This window comes from Flavobacterium sp. KH_035, from assembly GCF_057839565.1.
In genome coordinates, this window is the sequence record NZ_CM174492.1 from 1,185,465 (window position 1) to 1,209,820 (window position 24,356).

The window sequence follows — 24,356 nt, forward strand, 5'->3', positions numbered from 1 at the left end:
AAATTTTCCCGCAATCTTGTCATTGACGAAGGAGAAATCTTTGCAAGTAACTACGCAACAATTGTCCAATCTTTGTAGAGTTTATTGTGGAGATTTCTTCTTCTTCGAAATGACAAACTTTGCGTAAAATAGCGTTGTTAACAATTTGCAAACCCGACAGTTTTTAAAAACCTGTCGGGTTTAATATATAAAAAAAGCCTCTGAAATTCAGAGGCTTTATAGTATATTTCAGAGTTATTAACAACTACTTTTCAATCTTCTCAAAAGCATTTTTAACCATTTCTTTTTCTTTTGGAAACCAACCCTGGATCATTAAAGCCACCCCAAAAACCATTAAAACAATACTGATTCCTTTCTTTATTTTCAGAATATTAGTAGGTGTCATTTTTGATTTTAATTGTTTGGCTAATAATATTTTAAGACAGTCCACTAATAAATACGTAATGATCACCGAAGTAAAAAAGGTAAACATTCTCGAATTCTGCATTTCTAATTTTGGACCAACAGAAATAATAACCGCTAACCAGAAACCAAGTACACCAATGTTAATAACGTTGAGTAAAAAGCCTTTTACAAATAAACTTCCATAGTTTCTTTTAATAATATCACGATCAATTTCTTCGTCGTTAATCTTTTCTTCTTTCCTTAACCTTACGAAAGAAATTATACCATAAGCCAGCATAATAATTCCACCAAAAATAAAAAGAGCAGGTTTATCTTTTAAGCTCTGAATCAGTCTGTAGCTTCCTAAATAAGCAACTGCAATAAAGAAAATATCACCTAATACTACACCAAGATCAAAAACTATTGCAGCTCTGAATCCTTTTGTAATACTGGTTTCCAATAGTATAAAAAATACCGGACCTACCATAAAACTTAAAAAAAGTCCCCATGGCAGTCCAGCTAAAATATCATTTATCATTCAAATACAATTTCTTATTTTACTTCTTCGATTTTACCTCCAAAAACCGTTTTCTGATTAATTTGTTTCGGTTTTCCATAAATGTAAATAGAGCCTCCTGCGCTCACTTTTGCATCAACAAGGGTTGAAGCATTCACATCTGCTTTTCCTCCCGCAGAAACGCTTACTTTCGTTTGTGAGGTCTTTAATTTACTTGCCAGCAAATAACCACCGGCTCCAAGACTCGCATCCTGATTATCTGCCTTACCACTTAAAGTGATTGAACCGCCGGAAACCGAACTTACATTTAGTTTATCAACATTCAATTCAACATTTATAGTTCCGCCTTCTTGTGCACTTACTTTAAATACCGTCGCTTTTATAACATCTTTACTGGTTACATTAGCTCCTTCATTAACATCTATAAGCTCTAAACGTTTGTAATATACGGTAATATCCAAATCATTTCCTGATAATAGCTTAGGAAAAGGCATTCTTAATTTTAATAAACCTTTCTTGTTAACAACTTCAACTTCTGATTCTCTTGCTCCTTTAATCACAATCTTGTTCTCTGAAGACTGAACTAATTTTACACTTAACTTATCGAATACTTTAACGGAATCAAAATCACCTAATTCTTTGGTAACCTGACCAAAAGACATTTGAACAAATAAAATTGCAGCTCCAATAATTAACTTTTTCATACTTTTATTTTTTTAATTAAACTTCTATTATGCTCTTCTTAAAAAATGAAAATCCAATTGTTTTTTAACTAAATCAGCATTTTTAACTTTTACGTAAATTTCATCTCCTAATTGTAAAATGCTATTTGAAGTGGCTCCAACCAATGCATATTGTTTTTCATCAAAAGTATAGTAATCATCTTTTATCTCTCTGATTCTTACCATTCCTTCGCATTTGTTAGAAACAATTTCAACATAAATTCCCCATTCTGTAACACCCGAAATAACTCCAAGGAATTCTTCGTCCTGGTGATCCTGCATGTATTTTACCTGCATGTATTTGATACTGTCACGCTCAGCATTAGTCGCTAAACTTTCCATATTCGAACAATGTAAACATTTTGTTTCATAAGCTTCTTCATCTACAGAAGCTCCATTGTCTAAATAATACTGCAATAAACGATGTACCATGACATCCGGATAACGACGAATTGGTGATGTAAAATGGCTGTAATAATCAAAAGCTAGACCATAATGGCCAATGTTTTCTGTCGAATATTTGGCTTTACTCATACTTCTAATAGCTAGAGTATCAATTAAGTTCTGCTCCTTTTTACCATTTACTTCTTCCATCAAAGCATTCAGTGATTTCGAAATATCGCCTTTGTTTCTAAAATCTATTTTATATCCAAATTTAGCAATTACGGTTTGCATCGCAATTAATTTGTCTTCATTAGGTTCATCGTGAATCCTGTAAACAAATGTTTTCTTTTGTTTTCCAATGTACTCCGCCACTTTTCTGTTGGCTAAAAGCATGAATTCTTCAATTAAATGATTGGCATCTTTTGAAATTTTGAAGTATACTCCTTCCGGTTCCCCTTCGGCATCCAGGTTAAATTTTACTTCTACTTTATCAAAAGAAATAGCGCCATTGGCCATTCTTTTCTTTCTTAAAATCTTAGCTAATTCATCTAATTTTAAAGTAGCTTCTGTAATTTCATCCGAAACCACATAAGATTCTCCGGTGATTGAAACATCAACAGGAATTGTATTGTCTTTTGTTTCAATAATATATTGCGCTTCTTCGTATGCAAATCGCTGATCGGAATAAATTACTGTTCTTCCAAACCATTGGTTAATAACTTGTGCAGTTGGCGAAACTTCAAAAATTGCAGAGAAGGTATATTTCTCTTCATTCGGACGTAACGAACAGGCAAAATTAGATAAAACTTCCGGAAGCATTGGCACTACTCTATCCACTAAATAAACCGAAGTTGCACGTTGATACGCTTCATCATCTAAGATTGTTCCTTCTTCCAGATAATACGAAACATCGGCAATATGAATACCAATTTCGTAATTTCCATTCTCTAACTTTTTGAAAGACAATGCATCATCAAAATCTTTTGCATCTTTTGGATCTATCGTAAACGTAAGTGTATCACGCATATCACGACGTTTTGCAATCTCGGCTTCCTGAATCGAAGTATCTATTTTTTGGGCATACACCTCTACTTCTACCGGAAAATCTGCCGGTAAACCGTATTCAGCCAAAATAGCATGAATCTCAGTATTGTGTTCACCCGGTTTTCCTAAAACTCTGATTACAGATCCAAACGGACTATCGGCTCTTTTAGGCCAATCTTCAATGGTAACTAAAACAACATCACCATTTTCGGCCTCCCCTATTTTATCTTTTGGAATAAAAATATCCGTGTACATCTTAGGATTTGCAGTAGATACAAAAGCAAAGTTGGCCTGAATATCTATTACTCCAACAAACTCTGTTTTATTTCTTTCTACAACACTAATAACTTCACCTTCAGGTCTTTTACCTTTTCTACGGTTATACACATAAACTTTTACCTTGTCTTTATCTAATGCCCTGTTTAAATTATTGGTTGGGATAAAAACGTCTTCGGTAAACTCATCACAAATAAAATATGCCGTTTTTCTGCTGGTCATATCAATTGTTCCTTCGTAGTAATCCTGACTTTCGGCTTTTACTAAATATTTACCCGGTTCAGATTCTATAATTTTTTTTGAAGCAGCGAGAATCTTTAAATCTTTTATAATCTCATTTCTGCTTTTAGTATCATCAAGTTCTAACTTTGCTGCTATTTGTTTGTAGTTGAATGCTTTATTTGGGCTTTGCGATAAAATTTTTACTATTTTACTGGAGAAATCTTTCTCCTTTTTTATCGGCTTTCTAATTTTCTTACTCATATATCTTTTCTTAAAAAGTTAAAATTACAAATAAGATATCAGATTATAGATTTTAACAAATAAATTATTAAAAATATAACTTTCGTATCTTTACAAAAAGACCCAATATGGAAAGCTTTAAAACCATTGCAGTATTCAATTACCTGCACGAAACAGTTGTTCTGAAACACTTATTAGAACAAGAAGAGATTCCTTATTTTTTTGAAAACGAAATGACCCTTTCTGTTGTTCCTATGTACACTTCCGCTCTTGGTGGAATCAAACTCAAAGTTCATCCAAACGATTTCGAAGAAGTTCAGCAAATTCTGGACAATCTTAATAACCCACTTAAAATTGTTTGATCTCTTCTTTTTTTCAATTTCAAAAAATATTTTTCTTTTTAATCTTTCAAAGTTGTCAACATATATTAAATACAACAAAAAGAAAAATTTAAATTAAATTAATTTTTGTTTGTTATTATAGCTTGTTAATATGTGCTATAAATTTATTTTTAAAAGCATTGAAATGAAGTTTCTCTTAGTTATATTGAGTTATCAACATACTTATATTTAGTTAAAAGTCTAATTTATAAGAGTTTTTGTATTTTAATTAACAACGGTTGACAACTAAAAATGAATTGATTTTGTAGATAAGTTCACTTGTTGATTTTTGTTGAAAATAGCATTTTTGATATTGATAACTTTTCCAAAAATTCCTCAAACTTTATTAGGTTATTTCATTCCGGTTTTGGATTAGGTTTTTTTTCGACACAACCAAAAAAAACTTCTAATTTTCTATCTCAACTTATTAACAAATAATGTTAACTTAAAGTTAATTGAATATCAACGAATTAGCTTTTGCTATTAACATTATAAAATTTTAACAAAATAACTGATTATTATTTATTGATTATGAGTTACTTACAGAGTTGTTAATAATGTTAATAAGTGTTAAAGTTTTGATAGTAAGGTTGTTGTATTCTACCGTTTTTTTACTGCGAATTTCACGAATTTACTCGAATTGAATTTAAACCTTTTAAAATAGTTTTGATTGTTAAAAAGAACAATAATTAGTAAAATTCGTGGCTAACTTTTTTCTAAATAGTATACAGCTAAGAAATTCTTTAAGTAAATTTGCAGGACACAACTTAATAGTAATTACAATGAAAATTTCGATAGGAAATGACCACGCAGGGCCAGAGTATAAAAAAGCAATTGTTAAGATGCTCCAGGCAAAAGGATATGAAGTAACTAATTATGGTACAGACTCAGAAGATTCTGTAGATTATCCGGATTTTGGTCACCCGGTTGCCAATGATGTCTCTGAAGGTAAAGCTGATTTTGGAATTGTAATTTGCGGAAGCGGAAACGGAATTGCAATGACTGCGAATAAACACCCAAAAGTAAGAGCTGGGTTATGTTGGACTAAGGAAATTGCGTATTTAACACGTTTACACAATGATGCAAATATTGTGAGTATTCCGGCACGTTTTACGTCTATTCCACAAGCAGTTGAAATTGTTGAAACCTTTTTAACAACTGAATTTGAAGGTGGAAGACATCAAAACAGAGTAAATAAAATTGCTTGTCAATAAAATTGACAAAAAAATCCGGTGCTTCGCACCAAATATAAATAATAGGCCGGACGAATTTTTAAAATTCATCCGGTTTTTTATTTAAATAATAGATTTAAGTAATTGATAAAAAGATGTTTGTGTAGTTATTAATAATACAAATGTTTAAATGTTAGTCTTTAAATTTTAGGTAAATTAAAACAACCTGAATAAAAAAAATAAACGAGAATTTTATAATAAAAGAAGATTTACTCGTTTTATGTCTAAAGGATAACATTGCTAACAATAATCCGACAGTTCCGCCAATAGCTTCCAGAAAAAATAAGGTGTTTTCGGGGATTCTTTGTTTGTTTTCTCGGGCTTGATATTTATCATATCCCGCGAGGATAAAAACGGTGATATTTACAACTAAAAAATACGTTAATAAAACTTCCATTGGCTAAAAATTAAAAACAAAGATATTATTTTAGCCGTGTGATTGCTTAATCTGTTGTTGATTTTGAAAGACAGGTTATCTCATTTTCTAATCCAGAAATTATTTCATTACAAAGTATGACTAATATTCAATTTATTGCGAAGTCTGTGACCACAGCAGCAATTAACATTCAAAACACGGTAAAATTATTAGAAGAAGATTGCACGATTCCGTTTATTTCCCGTTACCGAAAGGATACAACCGGAAATCTTGATGAAGTTCAAATCGAGCAGATTGCAAAACTTCAAAAGGAGTATGAAACGATCGTAAAACGCAAAGAAGCCGTTTTAAAATCGATCGAAGAACAAAAAGCGCTTAGTCTGGAATTGAAACAAAAAATTGAGCAAAGTTTTGATTTACAGGAAATAGAAGATTTTTATCTTCCGTACAAAAAGAAGAAAAAAACAAAAGCGGATGTTGCCCGTGAATTTGGTTTAGAACCATTGGCAAAAATCATCATGTCGGAGAATGATGTTGATGTTGATTTTATTTCGACACAATATCTTAATGAAAATGTGATTAATGAAGAAGCTGCCATGCAGGGTGCACGAGATATTATTGCCGAATGGATTAACGAAAACATTTATGTTCGTAAACAATTGCGAAGATTGTATCAGCGCAAAGCAGTCATAGGTACAAAAGTTGTAAAAAAGAAGAGTGAAGAAGAAGGAGCTCAAAAGTTCAGTCAGTATTTTGAGTGGGAAGAACCGTTGACAAAAGCGCCTTCACATCGTTTATTGGCTATGCTTCGTGCTGAAAATGAGGGTTTTGTGAAAATGAAAGTCGAGGTTGATTTAGATGAAGCTTATGATATTATTGACGAAATCATCATTAAAAAACAAAATAGTACAACAGCACATTTACAGTTAGCAATTGAAGACAGTTACAAACGATTGTTAAATCCTGCTATTGGAAATGAAACTTTACAGGAAGCAAAAGCAAAAGCGGATGTCAATTCAATCCAGGTTTTTGCAAATAATTTAGGACAGTTGTTATTAGCACCACCTTTAGGTGAAAAACGTATTCTGGCTATAGATCCCGGATTTAGAAGCGGTTGTAAAGTAGTTTGCTTAGACGAAAAAGGAGATTTGTTGTATAATGAAACGATCTATCCGCATGCACCTCAAAATGAGGAAACCATGGCGATCAAAAAAATTCGTTCTATGGTAAATGCGTATCAAATTGATGCCATTTCTATTGGAAACGGAACTGCTTCACGTGAAACGGAATTTTTTATTAAAAAAATCGCGTTCGATAAACCACTGCAGGTTTTTATAGTTTCTGAGGCCGGAGCGTCGGTATATTCGGCATCAAAAATTGCGAGGGAGGAATTTCCAAATTATGATGTTACGGTTCGTGGATCTGTTTCTATTGGAAGACGACTTTCAGATCCGTTGGCCGAATTGGTAAAAATTGATCCAAAAGCAATTGGAGTAGGTCAATATCAACATGATGTGGATCAGACGAAATTAAAAGAAGAATTAGATAATACAGTAATTCGTTGTGTGAACTCGGTTGGAATCAATATCAATACAGCGAGTAAACATTTATTGAGTTATGTGAGTGGAATAGGAGAGAAGCTGGCAGAAAATATTGTTCAGTATCGTTCCGAAAATGGTCCTTTTGAAGACAGAAAGCAGCTGAAAAAAGTACCTCGTTTAGGAGATAAGGCTTATCAGCAGGGGGCCGCTTTTATTAGAATTGCAAATGCTAAAAATCCGCTGGACAATTCAGCTGTGCACCCGGAAGCTTATCCGGTTGTTGAAAAGATGGCAAAAGACTTAAAACTTTCTGTGAATGATCTAATTGCGAATAAAGAGAAAACGGCTCTTATTAAGGCCGAAAACTATATTACTCCTGAAATTGGGTTATTGACTTTAAAAGACATCATAAAAGAGCTTGAAAAGCCTGGATTAGACCCAAGAAAGTCGGCTAAGGTTTTTGAATTTGATGCAAACGTAAAATCAATTAAAGATTTGAAAACCGGAATGATTTTACCGGGAATTGTGAATAACATTACCAATTTTGGTTGTTTTGTTGATATCGGAATTAAAGAAAGCGGATTGGTTCACATTTCTCAGTTAAAGGCAGGTTTTGTGAGCGATGTAAACGAGGTGGTAAAATTGCATCAGCATGTTGACGTAAAGGTTACTGAAGTTGATGAGGATAGAAAGAGAATTCAGTTGACGATGATATTATAAAATATGGAATAAAAAAAATCCCAAATTACAATCTTAATAATTGCAATTTGGGATTTCTAACAACTCGAAAGTTATTATTTTGTTTCTTCCTCTTCTTTTTTAACAGGAGGCGTAGGCGCGGTTTGATCGTCTTTAGCAGCGTTCTTAAATTCCTTAATTCCACTTCCTAAACCTTTCATTAATTCCGGAATTTTTTTACCTCCAAAAAGTAATATCACGATACCTACTATTACAAGGATTTCTGTAAGACCTAATCTTCCCATGGTTTGTATATTTAATGCCGAAGCAAATTGATTTCTAATTGTTCCGCAAATGTATATAGAATATACGAAGAACAACAGGATTTGGATTAAAATATTTGTTTGTGACAGCGTTAAATATTTTATAAAATAGTAAAATAAGTGTATTCGTTCATTTTTGTTCCGCAGCAACAAGACGATTAATTATTATATTTGCTCGTATTAAATAACCATAATGACCAAGAAAAAGTTCAATTTCAGAAAAAGATTATTCATCAAAAACCGATTGGTGATTTTGAATGAGGATACTTTTGAAGAAATTTTTTCATTCAAACTTAATTTAATGAACGTTTTTGTGACGTTTACTTTGGGAGGGATGTTTTTAATTTTAATCACCACTTTCATCATTGCTTTCACGCCTTTACGTGAATTTATTCCTGGGTATTCTTCTTCTGAACTAAAAAAGAATGCAACGGAATTGGCGATAAAATCAGATTCATTGGAAACTGCTTTAAAGAAAAACGAGGCCTATATAAAAGGAATTCAAAAGGTTTTAAGAGGAGAACTGGAGTATGCAAAATTCAATAAAGATTCTATCCTAGCAGAAGCAGATGAACCTTCAGAGGTAAATATGAAGCCAACAGAAGAAGAGATTAAACTAAGAGAAGAGGTAGCCAGAATGGAGAAGGAGTCGGGTGAAAAGCCCCGAAATAAAAACAAAAGTGACAAGAAATAATATCTTAAACAATGTCTATTAAATCAGTAGCAGCAAAATTATTTGCCAGCACCATATATTATCAAACAACGGCTTGGGCCAATAAGCCCGTTGAGACTCAACAGGCCGTATTTAAAAGTTTGATAAATAGCGCTAAAGAAACTCAGTTTGGTGTTGATCATCATTTTGATAAAATTAAGACAGTTCACGATTTCAAGAAGCGTGTTCCAATTCGGGATTATGAAGATTTAAAACCTTATATCGACAAAGTTCGAATGGGAGAAAAAAATATTCTGTGGAAAGGAAAACCGCTTTATTTTGCAAAAACATCCGGAACTACATCTGGCGCGAAGTATATTCCACTGACTAAAGAGTCGATGCCCTATCATATTGAAGCTTCGCGAAATGCAATTCTTCACTATATATATGAAACTGGAAATGCCGATTTTGTTGATGGAAAAATGATTTTCTTGCAAGGAAGTCCGATTTTAGTTGAAAAGTACGGAATCAAATTTGGAAGATTATCAGGAATTGGAGCGCACTTTGTTCCAAAATACCTTCAAAAAAACCGAATGCCATCTTGGGAAACCAATTGTATTGAAGATTGGGAAACTAAAATTGATGCCATTGTCGAAGAAACAATTGAGCAGGATATGACCATTATTTCCGGGATTCCATCTTGGGTTCAAATGTATTTTGAGCGTTTACAAGAAAAAAGCGGAGGTAAAAAAATAGGAAATCTGTTCAAGAACTTTAATTTGTTTATTTACGGAGGAGTTAATTACGAACCGTATCGCGCCAAGTTCGAAAACATGATTGGCCGAAAAGTAGACAGCATTGAGTTGTTTCCTGCTTCTGAAGGTTTTTTTGCTTATCAGGATTCTCAAAAAGTAAAAGGAATGCTGCTTTTATTAAATTCAGGAATTTTCTATGAGTTTATTAAAGCCGACGAATTCTTTGAACCTAATCCTAAAAGTTTGACAATTGGCGAAGTGGAAATTGGTGTAAATTATGCCATGATTATTTCGACTAACGCAGGACTTTGGCGTTATAATATTGGCGATACCGTGCAGTTTACTTCATTGTTTCCGCACAGAGTAATCGTTTCAGGAAGAATTAAACATTATATTTCGGCCTTTGGAGAACACGTTATTGCAAACGAAGTCGAAAATGCAATGAAAGAAGCGACAGAAGGAACTAATATTGTAATTAACGAATTTACAGTTGCACCACAAATAAATCCTTCAAGCGGATTGCCATATCACGAATGGTTTGTAGAATTTGAAACCGAACCTGAAAGTATTGACGCTTTCGAGGTAGCGATTGACAATTCGATGAGAAAGCAAAACATTTATTATGATGATTTGATTACAGGAAATGTTTTGCGAAAAGTAGTCGTAACCAAAGTTTCTAAAAACGCATTTCAGGAATACATGAAATCGCAAGGAAAATTAGGCGGACAGAATAAAACACCGAGATTATCAAATAATAGAGATATTGCCGATAATTTAAGATAAAATCATAATGAAACAACAGTTTAGTAACACTGCAGTTTTATGTAAGTGTAGTTTTTAATTACTATTTTCGTTGACTGAAAAACACAAAATACATCTTCTCAAAACAGAAGATTTTAAAATAAAATAAGCATGAAAGAAACCAAACATATATCACGATCAAGAGCACAGGAATCGTCTGCTGCTATAGAAAAAATGTACATTACAATGCGTCACTTATTCAACCGTGGTTTTTATAAACCAATGGGAGTTTCGGGCGATAGTTTACGTGAATCATTATTAGCATTACGTCCGGAAATTTACGGAAATATAGGCGAAGAAAAAGTAGAACTAAATGGACTTTTGTACGTTATAGAACGTCTGCCAATTGGAATTGAACAATGTCGTTTTATCAATTTAACCTCAGACGAAGGATATTCTAAATCGCATTTCCAGGCAATTGTTCCTCCTAAAAGAAGAAGAAACTGTTATAGAATCGATGAGGAACAAATGAATGTTGAAATCACTCGTGGCCGATCTGATATTTACGATATTCTGACGCATTTGACTTTTATTTTTATCGAATCGCATAAAATTAAAAACAGAGTTTTACTGGATGATGGAGGAGAGGTTTCACGCGATTGGATGAAATTAGAGCAAGCTGTATTGCAGACGAAAAAACTTTCTCAGATTGAAAAAGAAAAAGCAATTTCTCATGTTGCCAATATTCTGGCAAGAACCTTTGAAGAGGTGTTGGATATTTATGACGCTTTTGGATCAGAAAATGCTCCGGATCGTTTTCTTCACGTTATTTACTGGTTAGGGAAATTAGCGATTGAAGAAGTTATCGACAATAATAAGCGTACCATTACATTTAGTCCGGTTTTAAGAGAGCGTTTAGGACATCATATCCATGGTGAAATCTGGGCAACCAACATCAAGGAAGTTCTGAAAGCAAATAATCTTTTAAAGCGTCCGATTCACGTTATAAGTGCCAATATGCACAGTGTAATGAATTCCATTTTTGCAACTCCGTTGTTAAAAACAAAATTTAAGGATAAGTCTGATTTTTATATTTACGAAGAGTTAAGCAAATCAGGAGCAAAAGAAATTAGAGCGCTTGTAGAAGAGCTTGCATTAAAAAATGGTATGATTTCCCTACCGGATAGTTCTGGAACGAATATCGATGTTCAGATTTTTGACACTGCCAAAATTGACTGGGCAAAAACGGCATTTCCAAAAGCTGTTCTTGACGAAGCGGCACCGGTTATTATCGTAATGGATTATGCTTTTGGTGAGCAGGCATACGAAACGATTGACGAACTTTTAAAACCATTCAAAAAAGAAACTTTACTGAATGTGAAATCAGTTTCGATTATGGGGAAAGCCGGAATTTTAGAAGGTGGAAAAGGAGATATCATGATCCCAACCGCGCATATAAATGAAGGAACAGCTGATAACTATTTCTTTGAAAACGAATTAACCGGAGCTATGTTTGAAGGCAACGACATTGCTGTTTTCGAAGGGGCAATGGTTACCGTTTTAGGAACATCATTGCAAAACAGAGATTTATTGAAATTCTTTCACGAATCGACCTGGGGTGTAATTGGCTTGGAAATGGAAGGTTCTTATTATCAGAAAGCGATTCAGTCTGCCTCTAAAATCAGAAAAAGTGTACCGCATGATATCAAGGTTCGTTATGCTTATTATGCATCAGATAATCCATTAGAAACAGGCAGTACATTAGCTTCAGGCGGATTAGGGACTACTGGTGTAAAACCAACTTATCTGATTACCATTAAAATTTTAGAACAGATTTTCAACGTAAAATAACCACATAAATGAGTACAGAAATACCCCAAAATAATGCCGATCAGGAAATTGATTTAGCCCTGGTTTCAAAAAAAATAAATAATTTTTTTCAGGGAATCAATACTTCTATCTTCAGGGGAATCCAGTTTTTTATTCGAAATTGGGTCATTGTTTTAATTTTAGTTTTGGTTGGATTTGGTTTGGGAATGTTTTTAGACAATACTCAAAAAAGGTATGAGCATGAAATTATTGTGGCTCCAAATTTTGGTAGTACGGATTATTTGTATGCAAAAATTGATTTAGTAAACTCTAAAATAAAAGAAAACGACACGCTTTTTTTGAAAGAAACGGTTGGAATTAAACAATCAAAAAGTCTTAAATTTATTGGAATCAAACCGATTACTGATATATATAAATTGATAGAAAATAAGCCGGAAAATTTTGAATTAATTAAGTTGATGGCTGATAATGGCGATATTAAAAAAATTATTGAGGATAATTTGACAAGTAAAAATTATCGATATCACAGAATTTCGGTTACCACAGATGACCTGAATGGTGATAAAATTACAAAGTCTCTTCTGAATTTTTTAAATGAAACAGAATATTATAAAAAAATCCAGGAAGCAAAACTGATTAATGTCAAAGAGAAAATGACACAAAATGACACGACTATTTCTCAAATTAATGGCGTATTACAAGGGTTTTCTTCGAACCTGAACAGCTCTCAAAAAAGTGACAAGTTGGTCTATTTTAACGACAATACACAGCTTAACGATGTTATTAAAACTAAGGGAGATTTAGTTAATGAGCAAGGAAATTATAAAATTGAATTAATAGGATATGATAAAATTATTAAAGATATCAGTACAACGTTAAATATCGAAAAAACAGGTTTACTTTATGGAAGCAAGAAGTTAATATTACCTTTATTGTTTATTTTTATTTACATTTTATTTAAATCTTTTAAATCTTTTTACAGAAAACAAAAGTTGATTTTAGAGAAAAATAATTAATATTTTAATGACTGCCTAAAACGTAATATTATGAGTTTAGGTGGAGCATTTTTTTTTTAAGTTTAAAAAACTAATTTAGCCGAAAAATTTTAATAATGAGAACAAAACTAATTTTTGCAAGTTTGATTTTATTAGTATCTTTTACTTCCTGTAAGAAAGAAGCAAGTAAAGACGAGGTCAAACCAATTGAAGTTGAAACAAAAAAAAATAATTTCCAAGTAACCTTAACCGCAACAGTAAAAACGGATGATAATTTTCAGCTGTATTATAGTGAGGATGAATATGAGGTACCTTATAAAGAAGAAAATTCTGTTTGGATGGCCGTAAAAGCTAATGATAATCCACAAGATATTGTTTTTAATTTGCCTGAAGATGCAATTCCGAACTATATTAGAATTGATTTTGGAACAAATGAAGGACAAAAGGAAATCATTATTAAAAATTTTAAAATGAAGTATTATAGTAAAAGTTTTGAAGCGAAAGACTCATTATTTTTCAACTATTTTATTCCAAATGAATGTATAAAAGTTCTTGACAAAAAGAATTCAATTATACAAAACATCAAATCTAAGGATGGAAAATATGATCCGTTGTTTTATTCAGAAAAAGCACTTTATGATCAAATTCAGTTAATTGTAAAATAATTATTTTACATTGTTTAAAAGCCACAATTTGTGGCTTTTTTTATCTTAAGTTCCTAATATTGAATTTTATCATTTTAGAATAGACCCTAAAGTCTTATACTATATTTATAAACAAACCCTATTCTCTTGCTTAAATCAAAACACCTAAATGTATTTCAAAATAATAGAATTAAAAATTTTGTTATTTATGGAATTGGTCAGATTGTTAATCTGGTTAGTCCACTTTTGGTAATGCCTTATTTGGTTACTATTTGTGAAAAAGAAGGGTTGGGAAAGATTGGAGTTGGGTTTTCGTTTGCTTTAATATTTAATGTTTTGGTTGACTATGGGTCTTATATTAACGGAACTAAAGAAATATCGATCAATAGGAACAATCCTGAGATTATTAAAAGAAAAATAGTTTCTATCTATGTAATGAAACTGTTTTTGATTGTAATCTTACTATTTCTGGCTTTTTTGCTTATTTATTTTGTGCCTTTTTTTAATAAAGAACAAGATCTTTTCTTTTTTAGTTTTTTGTATGTAATTGGCCAATTAATAAATCCAACGTGGATTTTTCAGGGTTTGGAAAACTACAAATGGATTTCTTTTATTAACATTATTTCTAAAGTAATTTATGTGGCTGGTATTTTTATTTTTATCAGTAAAAAGGATGATTATATTTATGCAAATGCTTACTTGGGAGTAGGGTTGATAATTTCGAGTTTAATAGGATTAATTAGTCTGATAAAAAAATATGATTTACGATTCTATCAAAATGCTACAAAGGATGCGTTATATTTATTAAGAGAGGAATTTTCTCTGACCTTTTCACAACTCTTCCTTTCATTTTACCAATATTTACCTATAATGATAATTAGTTATGTAGGAGGAAACAGTATGGCGGGACAATATAGAATTATAGATCAAATTATTATGACTTTCAGAACCTATTTGCAAATGTTTTTCAATTTTATATATGCTGATGTTTGTTTGCAGATACATAAAAATTTAAAAAACGGAATTTCGAACTGGTTAAATTACAATGGTCTAAATTACTTGTTTGTACTAGTATTAGTGGCCATAGCATTTATTTTCACAGAGGAAATTTTATTATATTTTAATATTGCTTTAAATGAATTGGATTCGATGACATTCTTTTTTAGGTTAGGTTTGATTATCCCGGTATTTATGACAATTTCTATCGCTTTAAAGCAGCTGATTTTTGCATTAGACAGCAATAAGGCATATATAAACATAACAATTGGTTCTTCTATTTTTAGCTTGTTGGTATTCTTTTTATTAGTAAAAAATATTGGACTTCAAGGTGCTTTTATTGCCACGATTATCATAGAAATAATGGTGATAGTTTTATATTATATTGTTTTAAAACCAGTAATTAGATTAAGCAAGTAATCATGAATATTACAATTTATAAAAGTTTTCCTTATCAGATTTTATTTTTGCTTTGCATTGGAGTTTCTTTGTTTGCAAATTATGAACTCACTTTTGCGGTTTGGACTTTAACTTTACTGGTAACAATAAAAAGAAAATACTCGGTTACAATAATTAAGTATTGTTTTATTTTTCTCTTAATACTTTCATTTTCAATTGTTTCTACTTTATTCAGTAAAACAACTGTTTTTTTATTCATTAGAGATTTTACATATTTATTTAAACCCATTTTAGGATTATTAGTAGGTTATCAACTGTGTAGATTTAGTAGTAAATTAGCGTTAAAAGTTATAGTTTATACCGGATTAGCGATTTCGTTAATGCACCTGGCAATGCTGTTTTTTACGGTTATTGAGTTTAGAACTTTAAGTGTTAATCTTTTAAGAGAACATGGGGGCTATTTTAGTGATTATGAGATCTATGTATTAATCATTCTTATTTTTTATAAAAATCTGGAGTTAGAAATTTCAAAGAGGCAGAGACTGATATTAATGTCAATAATAGGTTTATCGAGTTTTCTATATTTAGCACGAACAAATCTGATTCAGTTTATAATCTTATATGTCGGTTTAAAAGGATATTTGATTTTTAACAAGAAATCTTTAAGAGTAATTTTATTTGTATTATTAGGTACCGTTATTGGGTATACAGCGATTGTTTACATTAATCCAAAAAGAGAAGGGAAAGGGATACAAGCTTTTTTATATAAAATTAAAATTGCCCCTCAAGAGGCTTTTAAAACACGAATCGACAAAGAAGATTGGAAAGATTTTAATGATAATTACAGATCGTTTGAAAATATAATTGCTGTTAAACAAGTTTCAGACAAAGGAGAAAGAGCCGTTTTTTTTGGCGAAGGCTTGGGATCAACACTTAATTTGGGTAGAAAAGTCTGGACTAATGATCACGAATATGTTCAGTATATTCCAATTGTTCACAATGGCTATATGACAGTGTTTTTAAAATCAGGATTATTGGGCGTTTTATTGCTTCTTGTTTTTTTGATTGCTTTGTACAGACAAAAAAAATCGGATATCGAAGCTGTGCAAGCCATTAATTATTTATTAATTGGCTCAAGTGTTTTTCTGATCGTTTCGAACTGGGTATTTTTGGGGTTGTATTTAAAATTAGATAATAAATCAATAATACTCGGATTCCTGATTGCTCTTAGAGAAATTATTATTAGAGAGTATAATAGCCAAAATAGAATAGAAAATGAGGAGTAAAAATTCAACTTTTATTTTTGTTGATTGTCATGTTTTTGATGGGGGTTTTCAAGGAACAAGAACTTATATTCAGGGATTATATTCTGAGTTAATAAGGAAGAAAGAGCTTCATTTTTTTTTGGCTTCAAACAATCCACAAAATTTAGAATCGATTTTCGGGAATCATTCAAATGTTACCTATGTAAAGTATAAATACCAAAACAAATATTTGAGGTTACTAATTGATATACCGAAAATTATTAAAAAAAATAAAATTGATTTTGCACATTTTCAGTATACTGTTTCCCCATTTAAAAGATGTAAATACATCGTCACAACCCATGACGTGTTATTTATTGATTTTCCGCAATATTTTCCATTTTTCAGTAAAATAATAAATACTTTACTATATAAACAAAGTGCTAAATGGGCGGATATCAGATTAACAGTTTCACAATACTCTAAAGAGAAAATTCAACAACATTTTGGATTTTCTAATTATGAGATTACACCCAATGCTATTGATAATGCTTTTTTTGAAGAATACGACAAAGAATCGATTAAAGCAAAGGTGACGAAAGAGTTCTCTCTTAAAGAATATATTATTTATGTAAGTAGATGGGAGCCAAGAAAGAATCAGCAAATGGTTTTAAAGGCTTTTGTTGATTTAGAATTATATAAAAAATATCAACTTCTTTTTTTAGGAAACGATACTATTATCAATCCTGAATATAATGAAGTTTTTGATCGGATAGATTCTCAAATAAAAAAGCAGATAATTAATTTGAAAAATACCGATTTTCAGACCATGTTGTTGTTGCTAAGAGGAGCCAATGCATCTGTTTATCCTTCAATTGCCGAAGGTTTTGGAATTCCGCCCCTAGAGTCTGTTGCGGCTAAAATTCCAACAATTTGCTCAGATAAAACGGCAATGTCAGATTTTAGTTTTTTTAAAGAGTTTTATTTTGATCCCTATAACCAGGTTGAATTCAATAAAAAACTACTTCAGATCTTAGAAGAAAACCGAGATTCAGATTTTGAGTTAATGGCGCAAAAAATTAAAGAAACATACAGTTGGGAAAAATCAGCCGCAGTATTATATCAGCTTATAAAACAAAATTAATAGTCTAACAATTTTGTTATTGATTTTTTGACGTATTACTTCCAAACAATTTATTTTTTGTTTTTACTAAAAAATTATAATTTTTAGCAAATTGTTTTTTTAAAAATGAGGCATCTTCTTTTGGAAACCAATCTGTTGTTCTTGGTTTTTCAATTTGTTTTTTATGTATTTGATAAGCATAGGTTGCAACAGATGTTCTAAAACTTCCCTCAGGAAAGTTTGTCATATCATATCCATGAAGCGTATAGGGTGCACATTGTTGAATAATTAAACGATTAAAAGGAACATCAAGCTCAGCTTCTTCTTCTGTCCTTAAATCACTTATTTTTAAGCCTCCTTTATATTCCGGTTTCCAATCTTTATTTAAGTACAAAAGTAAATTTAGTTCTCTGTACCAGTCTTTGTTAATAGGATGATAATTAAAGTCCAGGTGCATATCCAAAAAACTATTCTTCTTACCCTGATGTAATCCTCCACCGTGATTTTTTGGATCAACAAAAATTGACTTTGAGGTTATATGAGATATGATTTTATTGAATCGTTCAGATGAGAGATCATCATATAATTCGTGTAGTTCAACACCTAATTCCTTATAATTTGATTTTTCAAATTTATTATTTGCAAATGAATAATCGCGACTCTTATTATTGAGTTCAGGAATGCTTTTATAGGCTTTTATCAATTTTTCTTCTTCGCAAAAACCATCAATTATTAAATGCGGAAATGGACTGGCAGTTAAGTACTTTAAACGCAGATCGTCTAAATGGTTTTCCAGATATTCAAAATTAATCATAAAAATATTGTTATAAGCGCTTTGAAACAAATGTAGAAATTAAATTAAATATTCATAAATTAAAATTGAATTTGTTCTAATTAAATTTTTAAGAACTTTTAAAATCATTATTTTTGGATCCTGATTGATAAAATTTAGATGAAAATAGCCATTCTTGGTACCAGAGGAATCCCTAATAATTATGGTGGATTTGAGCAATTTGCAGAGTGTTTTGCAGTTTATTTAGTACAACAGAAACATGATGTTTATGTTTATAATTCGCAGAATCATGTTTTTCAGGAGACATCTTACATGGGCGTGAATATTATTCATCAATATGACCCGGAAGATAAAATAGGCTCTGCAGGACAATTTATTTATGATTTGAACTGTATTTTGGATTCCAGAAAAAGAAATTTCGATATCATTCTGCAATTGGGTTACACAAGCAGTTCTATATGGTCGTTTCTTTTACCAAAAAAATCAACCATCATTACTAACATGGATGGATTGGAGTGGAAGAGAAGTAAATATTCTAAAACAACCCAAAAATTTTTAAAATTTGCTGAGAAAAAAGCAGTCAAAAGTAGTGATCATTTGATTGCAGATTCGCTTGGAATTAAACAATATTTAGAAAAGAAATATAATAAAGAAGCAGTTTATATAGCTTATGGAGCGGAACCATTTTATGAGCCAAAAGAAGATTTACTTTCACAATATAATGTCGAAAAATACAACTACAACCTACTAATAGCGCGTTTTGAGCCCGAAAATAATATCGAGGTAATTTTGGATGGAATTGCGGAAAGTAATGATGATAAAGTAATATTGGTTATAGGAAATAGCAATAATACTTTTGGAAATTATCTTAAAAAGAAATTTTCAAAAAATCAAAATATAAGATTTACGGGAGGAATTTATAATAAAGAGCATTTAGACAATCTAAGATATTTTTCTAATCTTTATTTTCACGGACATTCAGTAGGAGGAACAAATCCTTCTTTATTGGAGGCAATGGCAACAAAGGCATTAATTGTAGCACATAATAACGAATTTAATCGCGCTATTTTAGAAAAAAACGCATTCTATTTTTTAAATGCAACAGAAGTTAAAAAACTTATTGAAACCATAAAACGAAAAGATCATGAACAAATCGTTCGCGATAATTTTAACACTATAATTCAAGAATTTAATTGGAATAAAATAAATGAATCGTACCTCAGGTTATTCGAAAAAAGTCTTCAATAAAATTGATGAATTATGGCAGAACAAAACATTGTTGGTTTATCTTTTAACAGCAATGTTGATTACACTTCCAATGAAGTATATAATTGGAAGTTTAACCGGCGTTATTTTTCTAATTTTTACTCTTGTTAAATCCAAAAAAGAAGATTTTTCAATACCAAAAGTTTTGTTACTTCCCATGCTACTGTATGTCTTGATGCTTATATCGCTTTTTTGGACAATAGAAAGTAAACAAACAATTAAAGGATTACAAAAAGAAGTATTGTTTTTATTGATTCCTTTAGCTTTTTGCGGATTACCAAAAATAACTCGTAATCAAGTAAAAAAGATATTAGATTACTACAGTTTTGCAATGGTTGGTTTCGCCATTTTCTATTTATTAAAGGCGATTGTAAAATTCATAGCTTCCGGAAATAAAGAGGTGTTTTTCTATCATGAGTTAGTCACTTTAGAAGTAAATGCCATTTATGTGGCAGTTTTTGCTTCTTTAGCCATGTTCTGGTTGCTTGCTAAAAAAGAAAAATCAATTGTTGATAAAACAGGATTTTCTATTCTTATAGTTTTAATATTTTTATTGTCATCTAAGAATATTATTATCGTTGATTTGGCTATGATAATTATTTATTATTTCTTTTTTTCTACTGTATCCAGAAGAACAAAAAGACTAATCCTTTCAACAGTAGTTATTGTATCTATTAGTGCTGTAATTTTTATTAAGCCAGTCAGAGACAGGTTTATGATTGAGTTTGAAACAATATTTGTTGATAGTTCTTTAAAGAAAACTACTGAAGAAAATCAAGGGCCAATTTATAATATTAGTTTAAAACAAGCCTGGAACCAGGATAAATTTCAGCAGAATGACTTTTTTCCGGGAGCAGCTTTTAGATTCTTTCAAATTAGAATTTTTAAAGAAATGCTACAGGAAGAGAATATTTTTTTTACAGGATTTGGATTAGATGCGTCACAGAATAAAATAAAAGAAAAAATAAAAGAACATAATTTATATCCAGATTATGGGGAGTTTAATTTTCATAATGAATACATTCAAATATTTTCAGAATTAGGCGTATTTGGTTTTTTATTAGTGATAAGTATGCTAGTGGTCACAATTAGAAAAGGAATTATAAATAAAGATTTTATACATATTGCTTTTTCAGTAACAATGATAGTCTTATTTTTGACCGAATCTTTTTTGAGTAGACAAAGAGGAATAATCTTCTTTATAATTCTTTACTGCATGTTTAATGTAGCAAATGATTCTAATGAACAGAAAATATTGAAATGAAAAGAATACTTATTACAGGAGCGGCAGGATTTCTGGGATCGCATTTATGTGATCGTTTTATCAAAGAAGGATACTATGTTATCGGAATGGATAATTTGATTACGGGAGATCTTAAAAACATAGAACATTTATTCAAGTTAGAACATTTCGAGTTTTACCATCACGATATTACCAAATTTGTACACATTCCGGGTGATTTAGATTATATACTGCATTTTGCTTCACCGGCAAGTCCTATAGATTATTTAAAAATTCCAATTCAGACTTTAAAAGTAGGATCGCTAGGAACACATAATTTATTGGGATTAGCTCGCGTAAAAAAAGCTAGAATTTTGATCGCTTCCACATCTGAAGTTTACGGAGATCCGTTGGTTCACCCACAAACAGAAGAATATTATGGAAACGTAAATACAATTGGACCACGTGGGGTATATGATGAAGCAAAACGTTTTCAGGAATCGATCACAATGGCCTATCATACTTTTCACGGTGTAGAAACCAGAATCGTGCGTATCTTTAATACCTACGGCCCAAGAATGCGCTTGAACGACGGACGTGTAATTCCAGCCTTTATCGGACAGGCACTACGTGGGGAAGATCTAACTATTTTCGGAGACGGAATGCAAACACGTTCTTTTTGTTATGTAGACGATCAGGTTGAAGGTATTTTCAGACTGCTGCATTCGGATTATGTGTATCCGGTAAATATTGGAAATCCGGATGAAATCACGATTAAAGATTTTGCAGAAGAGATCATTAAACTAACAGGAACTAATCAAAAGGTAGTCTACCATCCATTACCCATAAATGATCCGTTACAACGTCAGCCAGACACTACAAAAGCAAAAGAGTTATTGGGTTGGGAAGCAAAAGTAAGTCGCTCTGAAGGAATGAAGATTACTTATGATTATTTTAGATCACTTTCAAAAGAAGAACTTTCAAAAGAAGAACACAAAGATTTTTCGAATTATATCAAATAATAAAAAGTTAAAACGGGCATTATTCCAGAAATAATGCCCGTTTTCTTTTTTAAGGAAGCTACTTAGAAAGCATTATTTTCGATAAGTTTTGTCATTTGCTGATCCAGATTAAAATGACTTTTTGCATGAAGAAAAATAGTTTTTTTCATTTTTTGAATTTCTTCTTTACTAAGTCCGGAGATCTCGCTTAAAGTTGTATTTAAATTCTGAAAGTTTTCAACAGGAACGATCCAACCAAGATTATTTTCGACTACAATATCTTCACCTTCACCTCCTCCAAAATAAAAAACAGGAAAACCCAAAGCACTATACTCAAATATTTTTGAAGGAACAGAACCGTAGATTCTCGTTTTAAGCGGAACTAACGCAATATCTAAATTCTTCAACTTTTCATGCAAAACATTGCGTTCCAGCATTCCGTGAAAGATTATCTTTTTAGTCGGATTTTGGTTGAGGTAATTTACAATTTGAGTTTTCTCAGCACCATCACCAAAAATGTGCAATTCGACATTTAAATCCTCTAAATTCAATTGCTGAATAAGTTCAAAAACACCTTGTGCAACGCCTAATAATCCAGCATAAAATAATTTAATTGGTTCTGTAGAAGTTTCTTTTTCTTCAAGAAAATCTTCAACAAAATGATCCGGATAGTTACGATACAAGAAGCATTTTTTCTCAGGAAAAATAGAATGAATATGGGCTATGATTTCGTTTGATTGTCCAAAAATATGAGTTGCTTTTTTATAAATAAAGCGTTCAATAAAAAGCAAAATTTTATGAGAAATACTATTTTTATTTAAAACTTCGAGTTCAATGGCAGCTGTTGGCCAAAGATCTGAAACATTCAAAATAATGGTTTTACGTTTCAGCCAAAGCACAAAAACCGAAACAAAAGAAAGCAATAATGGTGGCGATTGTACAATAACTTTTTTAGGCGTTTTGGCAAATAACAAATAGAAAAATAAAGTGGTCGAGAATGACAATGTCGAAACAATTCGTTTGAAGATATTCGAACTATTGCTGGGATAAATCCAAAGGCGTTTGAGGGTAATATTCTGAATCTTTTCAGTTACTGAAAACTTTCCTTTATACTCTGGAAATAATTCCCCTTTCGGATAATTTGGAAGCGGGGAAATTACCGAAACCTCATATCCGTTTTGATTTAATTTTATAGCCAGTTGTTCTATTCTATTGGCTGCAGCACCTTTTTCGGGTGGATAATAGTTTGATATAATCAGAATATCCTTCATTAGTTTTTATCCAGTAAAATTGAAACAATTCGCTCAGAGGCTTTTCCATCCCATAATTCAGGAATACCACTTTTTCGGGCTCCATTTTTCAAGAACAGACCAAAGACATTTTGTAAATTTTCTAATGAAGTTCCCACAATAGTGTTAGATCCAATGGTTTCGGTTTCAGGACGCTCCGTGTTATTTCGCATTGTAAAACAAGGAATTCCCATTACAGTTGTTTCTTCAGAAATACCACCGCTATCGGTAATAACAGCAAAACTGTTTTTTATTAAATACATGAAATTCAGATAGCTTTGCGGTGCAACAAAAATGATGTTTTTAAAAGAAATTGCATTTTCTCCCAAAATAGCCTGCGTTCTGGGATGAATAGGAAATAGTATTTTTTTGTTAGTTACCAAATCATCAATTCCTTGAAGCAAAGCAATAAGAGAAGAAACTTCGTCGACATTTCCGGGGCGGTGCAAGGTTAGAACGATATAGTTTTTTTCACTAAGCTGATGTTCTTCCCAAAAATCCGGCGCAGAAATTCTATTGATGTTTTGGTATAAAGTATCAATCATAACATTTCCTACGAAATGTATATTTTCAGGATCGGATCCTAATTTTAATAAATTATCTGAGGCTGAAGTTGAGGTTGTAAAAAAGTAATCGGTAATACTATCTGTCAACATTCTATTGATTTCTTCAGGCATTGTTAAATCCCCGGAACGAATCCCCGCTTCAACATGCGCTACTTTGGTATTGCATTTTTTAGCAACGATTGAACATGCCATAGTAGAATTTACATCACCAACAACCAAAACCAAATCAGTAGGATTTTGAAGTAATTCCTTCTCAAAAGCAATCATAATTGCAGCAGTTTGTTCGGCTTGAGAACCACTTTTTACTTCCAGATTTACATTTGGTTTGGGGATATTTAATTCTTCAAAAAAAGTATCACTTAAGTTTTTATCGTAATGCTGACCTGTATGAACCAATCGAAACGAAACATCAAAACCTTCATTTTGTTTGTTTTGTATAGCATTAATGAGGGGTGCTATTTTTATAAAATTAGGTCTTGTACCTGCGATTAGGGTGATTTTCATAGGTTGAGTGAATTCTT

At 31.5% G+C, this 24,356-nt stretch carries 22 protein-coding genes; 14 read left to right on the forward strand and 8 right to left on the reverse strand.

All coding sequences use genetic code 11. The features are described from left to right. Positions 1-244: 244 nt before the first annotated feature. From AC3IS6_RS05180 to rnr, 3 genes are read right to left on the reverse strand one after another with little or no spacing between them, the layout of a single operon-like run. Complete coding sequence (locus tag AC3IS6_RS05180; protein ID WP_173968160.1) at positions 245-922, reverse strand: LysE family translocator; 678 nt, start codon at positions 920-922, stop codon at positions 245-247. Between the two features lie 14 nt (positions 923-936). After that, positions 937-1,605 (reverse strand): head GIN domain-containing protein, encoded by a 669-nt coding sequence (locus tag AC3IS6_RS05185; RefSeq protein ID WP_489163971.1) that lies wholly within the window; start codon positions 1,603-1,605, stop codon positions 937-939. A 27-nt stretch (positions 1,606-1,632) separates the two neighbouring features. After that, a complete protein-coding gene (gene rnr, locus AC3IS6_RS05190) occupies positions 1,633-3,810 on the reverse strand; it encodes a ribonuclease R (RefSeq protein ID WP_173968158.1) in 2,178 nt (725 codons plus the stop codon). A 107-nt stretch (positions 3,811-3,917) separates the two neighbouring features. On the opposite strand from rnr, the gene AC3IS6_RS05195 reads away from it, so the two are divergent. Together AC3IS6_RS05195 and rpiB are read left to right on the forward strand one after the other, a co-directional pair. Next, positions 3,918-4,151 (forward strand): DUF2007 domain-containing protein, encoded by a 234-nt coding sequence (locus AC3IS6_RS05195; protein ID WP_264525824.1) that lies wholly within the window; start codon positions 3,918-3,920, stop codon positions 4,149-4,151. Positions 4,152-4,951: 800 nt separating this feature from the next. Then, positions 4,952-5,383, forward strand: coding sequence for a ribose 5-phosphate isomerase B (gene rpiB, locus AC3IS6_RS05200; RefSeq protein WP_173968156.1), 432 nt, complete (start codon positions 4,952-4,954; stop codon positions 5,381-5,383). 151 nt (positions 5,384-5,534) lie between these two features. Here the strand turns inward: rpiB and AC3IS6_RS05205 are convergent, their stop codons facing one another. After that, positions 5,535-5,798: a DUF1294 domain-containing protein gene (locus tag AC3IS6_RS05205; RefSeq protein ID WP_489163972.1), complete on the reverse strand. Its 264-nt coding sequence runs from the start codon at positions 5,796-5,798 to the stop codon at positions 5,535-5,537. Positions 5,799-5,914: 116 nt separating this feature from the next. Here AC3IS6_RS05205 and AC3IS6_RS05210 point away from each other — a divergent pair, with 116 nt between their 5' ends. Continuing rightward, positions 5,915-8,038, forward strand: a complete 2,124-nt coding sequence (locus AC3IS6_RS05210; protein WP_489163973.1) for a Tex family protein — start codon at positions 5,915-5,917, stop codon at positions 8,036-8,038. Positions 8,039-8,112: 74 nt separating this feature from the next. On the opposite strand, the gene AC3IS6_RS05215 is transcribed toward AC3IS6_RS05210, so the two are convergent. Further along, positions 8,113-8,301, reverse strand: a complete 189-nt coding sequence (locus AC3IS6_RS05215) for a Sec-independent protein translocase subunit TatA/TatB (protein ID WP_041519852.1) — start codon at positions 8,299-8,301, stop codon at positions 8,113-8,115. A gap of 211 nt (positions 8,302-8,512) precedes the next feature. On the opposite strand from AC3IS6_RS05215, the gene AC3IS6_RS05220 reads away from it, so the two are divergent. The 8 genes from AC3IS6_RS05220 (at position 8,513) to AC3IS6_RS05255 (ending at position 17,719) form a co-directional block, all read left to right on the forward strand. Further along, positions 8,513-9,013, forward strand: coding sequence for a peptidase (locus tag AC3IS6_RS05220; protein WP_489163974.1), 501 nt, complete (start codon positions 8,513-8,515; stop codon positions 9,011-9,013). Between the two features lie 11 nt (positions 9,014-9,024). Beyond that, complete coding sequence (locus AC3IS6_RS05225; RefSeq protein ID WP_489163975.1) at positions 9,025-10,509, forward strand: GH3 auxin-responsive promoter family protein; 1,485 nt, start codon at positions 9,025-9,027, stop codon at positions 10,507-10,509. A 129-nt stretch (positions 10,510-10,638) separates the two neighbouring features. Next, positions 10,639-12,318 carry a DUF6909 family protein gene (locus AC3IS6_RS05230; RefSeq protein ID WP_489163976.1) on the forward strand — a complete coding sequence of 560 codons (1,680 nt, stop codon included), beginning with the start codon at positions 10,639-10,641 and terminating at the stop codon, positions 12,316-12,318. 8 nt (positions 12,319-12,326) lie between these two features. Continuing rightward, positions 12,327-13,313, forward strand: a complete 987-nt coding sequence (locus AC3IS6_RS05235; RefSeq protein ID WP_489163977.1) for a hypothetical protein — start codon at positions 12,327-12,329, stop codon at positions 13,311-13,313. A gap of 95 nt (positions 13,314-13,408) precedes the next feature. Further along, entirely contained in the window at positions 13,409-13,957 is a 549-nt protein-coding gene (locus tag AC3IS6_RS05240) for a hypothetical protein (protein WP_489163978.1), read from the forward strand. Between the two features lie 126 nt (positions 13,958-14,083). Continuing rightward, entirely contained in the window at positions 14,084-15,352 is a 1,269-nt protein-coding gene (locus AC3IS6_RS05245; RefSeq protein WP_489163979.1) for an oligosaccharide flippase family protein, read from the forward strand. Positions 15,353-15,354: 2 nt separating this feature from the next. Next, positions 15,355-16,617, forward strand: a complete 1,263-nt coding sequence (locus AC3IS6_RS05250; protein WP_489163980.1) for a hypothetical protein — start codon at positions 15,355-15,357, stop codon at positions 16,615-16,617. Then, a complete protein-coding gene (locus tag AC3IS6_RS05255; protein ID WP_489163981.1) occupies positions 16,607-17,719 on the forward strand; it encodes a glycosyltransferase family 4 protein in 1,113 nt (370 codons plus the stop codon). Before AC3IS6_RS05250 ends, AC3IS6_RS05255 begins: the two co-directional genes overlap by 11 nt. Before the next feature lie 16 nt (positions 17,720-17,735). Here the strand turns inward: AC3IS6_RS05255 and AC3IS6_RS05260 are convergent, their stop codons facing one another. Continuing rightward, positions 17,736-18,512, reverse strand: a complete 777-nt coding sequence (locus AC3IS6_RS05260; RefSeq protein ID WP_489163982.1) for a 2OG-Fe(II) oxygenase — start codon at positions 18,510-18,512, stop codon at positions 17,736-17,738. Positions 18,513-18,650: 138 nt separating this feature from the next. Between AC3IS6_RS05260 and AC3IS6_RS05265 the strand changes: the two genes are divergently transcribed. Genes AC3IS6_RS05265 through AC3IS6_RS05275 form a run of 3 tightly spaced genes read left to right on the forward strand, consistent with a single transcriptional unit; the run spans position 18,651 to position 22,001 of the window. Beyond that, entirely contained in the window at positions 18,651-19,739 is a 1,089-nt protein-coding gene (locus AC3IS6_RS05265) for a DUF1972 domain-containing protein (protein WP_489163983.1), read from the forward strand. Further along, positions 19,699-21,021 (forward strand): O-antigen ligase family protein, encoded by a 1,323-nt coding sequence (locus tag AC3IS6_RS05270; RefSeq protein ID WP_489163984.1) that lies wholly within the window; start codon positions 19,699-19,701, stop codon positions 21,019-21,021. Before AC3IS6_RS05265 ends, AC3IS6_RS05270 begins: the two co-directional genes overlap by 41 nt. Then, on the forward strand, positions 21,018-22,001 hold the full coding sequence (locus tag AC3IS6_RS05275; RefSeq protein ID WP_042564890.1) for a UDP-glucuronic acid decarboxylase family protein: 984 nt from the start codon (positions 21,018-21,020) through the stop codon (positions 21,999-22,001). Before AC3IS6_RS05270 ends, AC3IS6_RS05275 begins: the two co-directional genes overlap by 4 nt. 62 nt (positions 22,002-22,063) lie before the next feature. Here AC3IS6_RS05275 and AC3IS6_RS05280 read toward each other — a convergent pair whose 3' ends face one another. Continuing rightward, entirely contained in the window at positions 22,064-23,251 is a 1,188-nt protein-coding gene (locus AC3IS6_RS05280) for a glycosyltransferase family 4 protein (protein ID WP_489163985.1), read from the reverse strand. Then, a complete protein-coding gene (gene wecB, locus AC3IS6_RS05285) occupies positions 23,251-24,339 on the reverse strand; it encodes a non-hydrolyzing UDP-N-acetylglucosamine 2-epimerase (protein WP_489163986.1) in 1,089 nt (362 codons plus the stop codon). The genes AC3IS6_RS05280 and wecB overlap by 1 nt, the downstream gene beginning before the upstream one ends. Positions 24,340-24,356 lie beyond the last annotated feature (17 nt).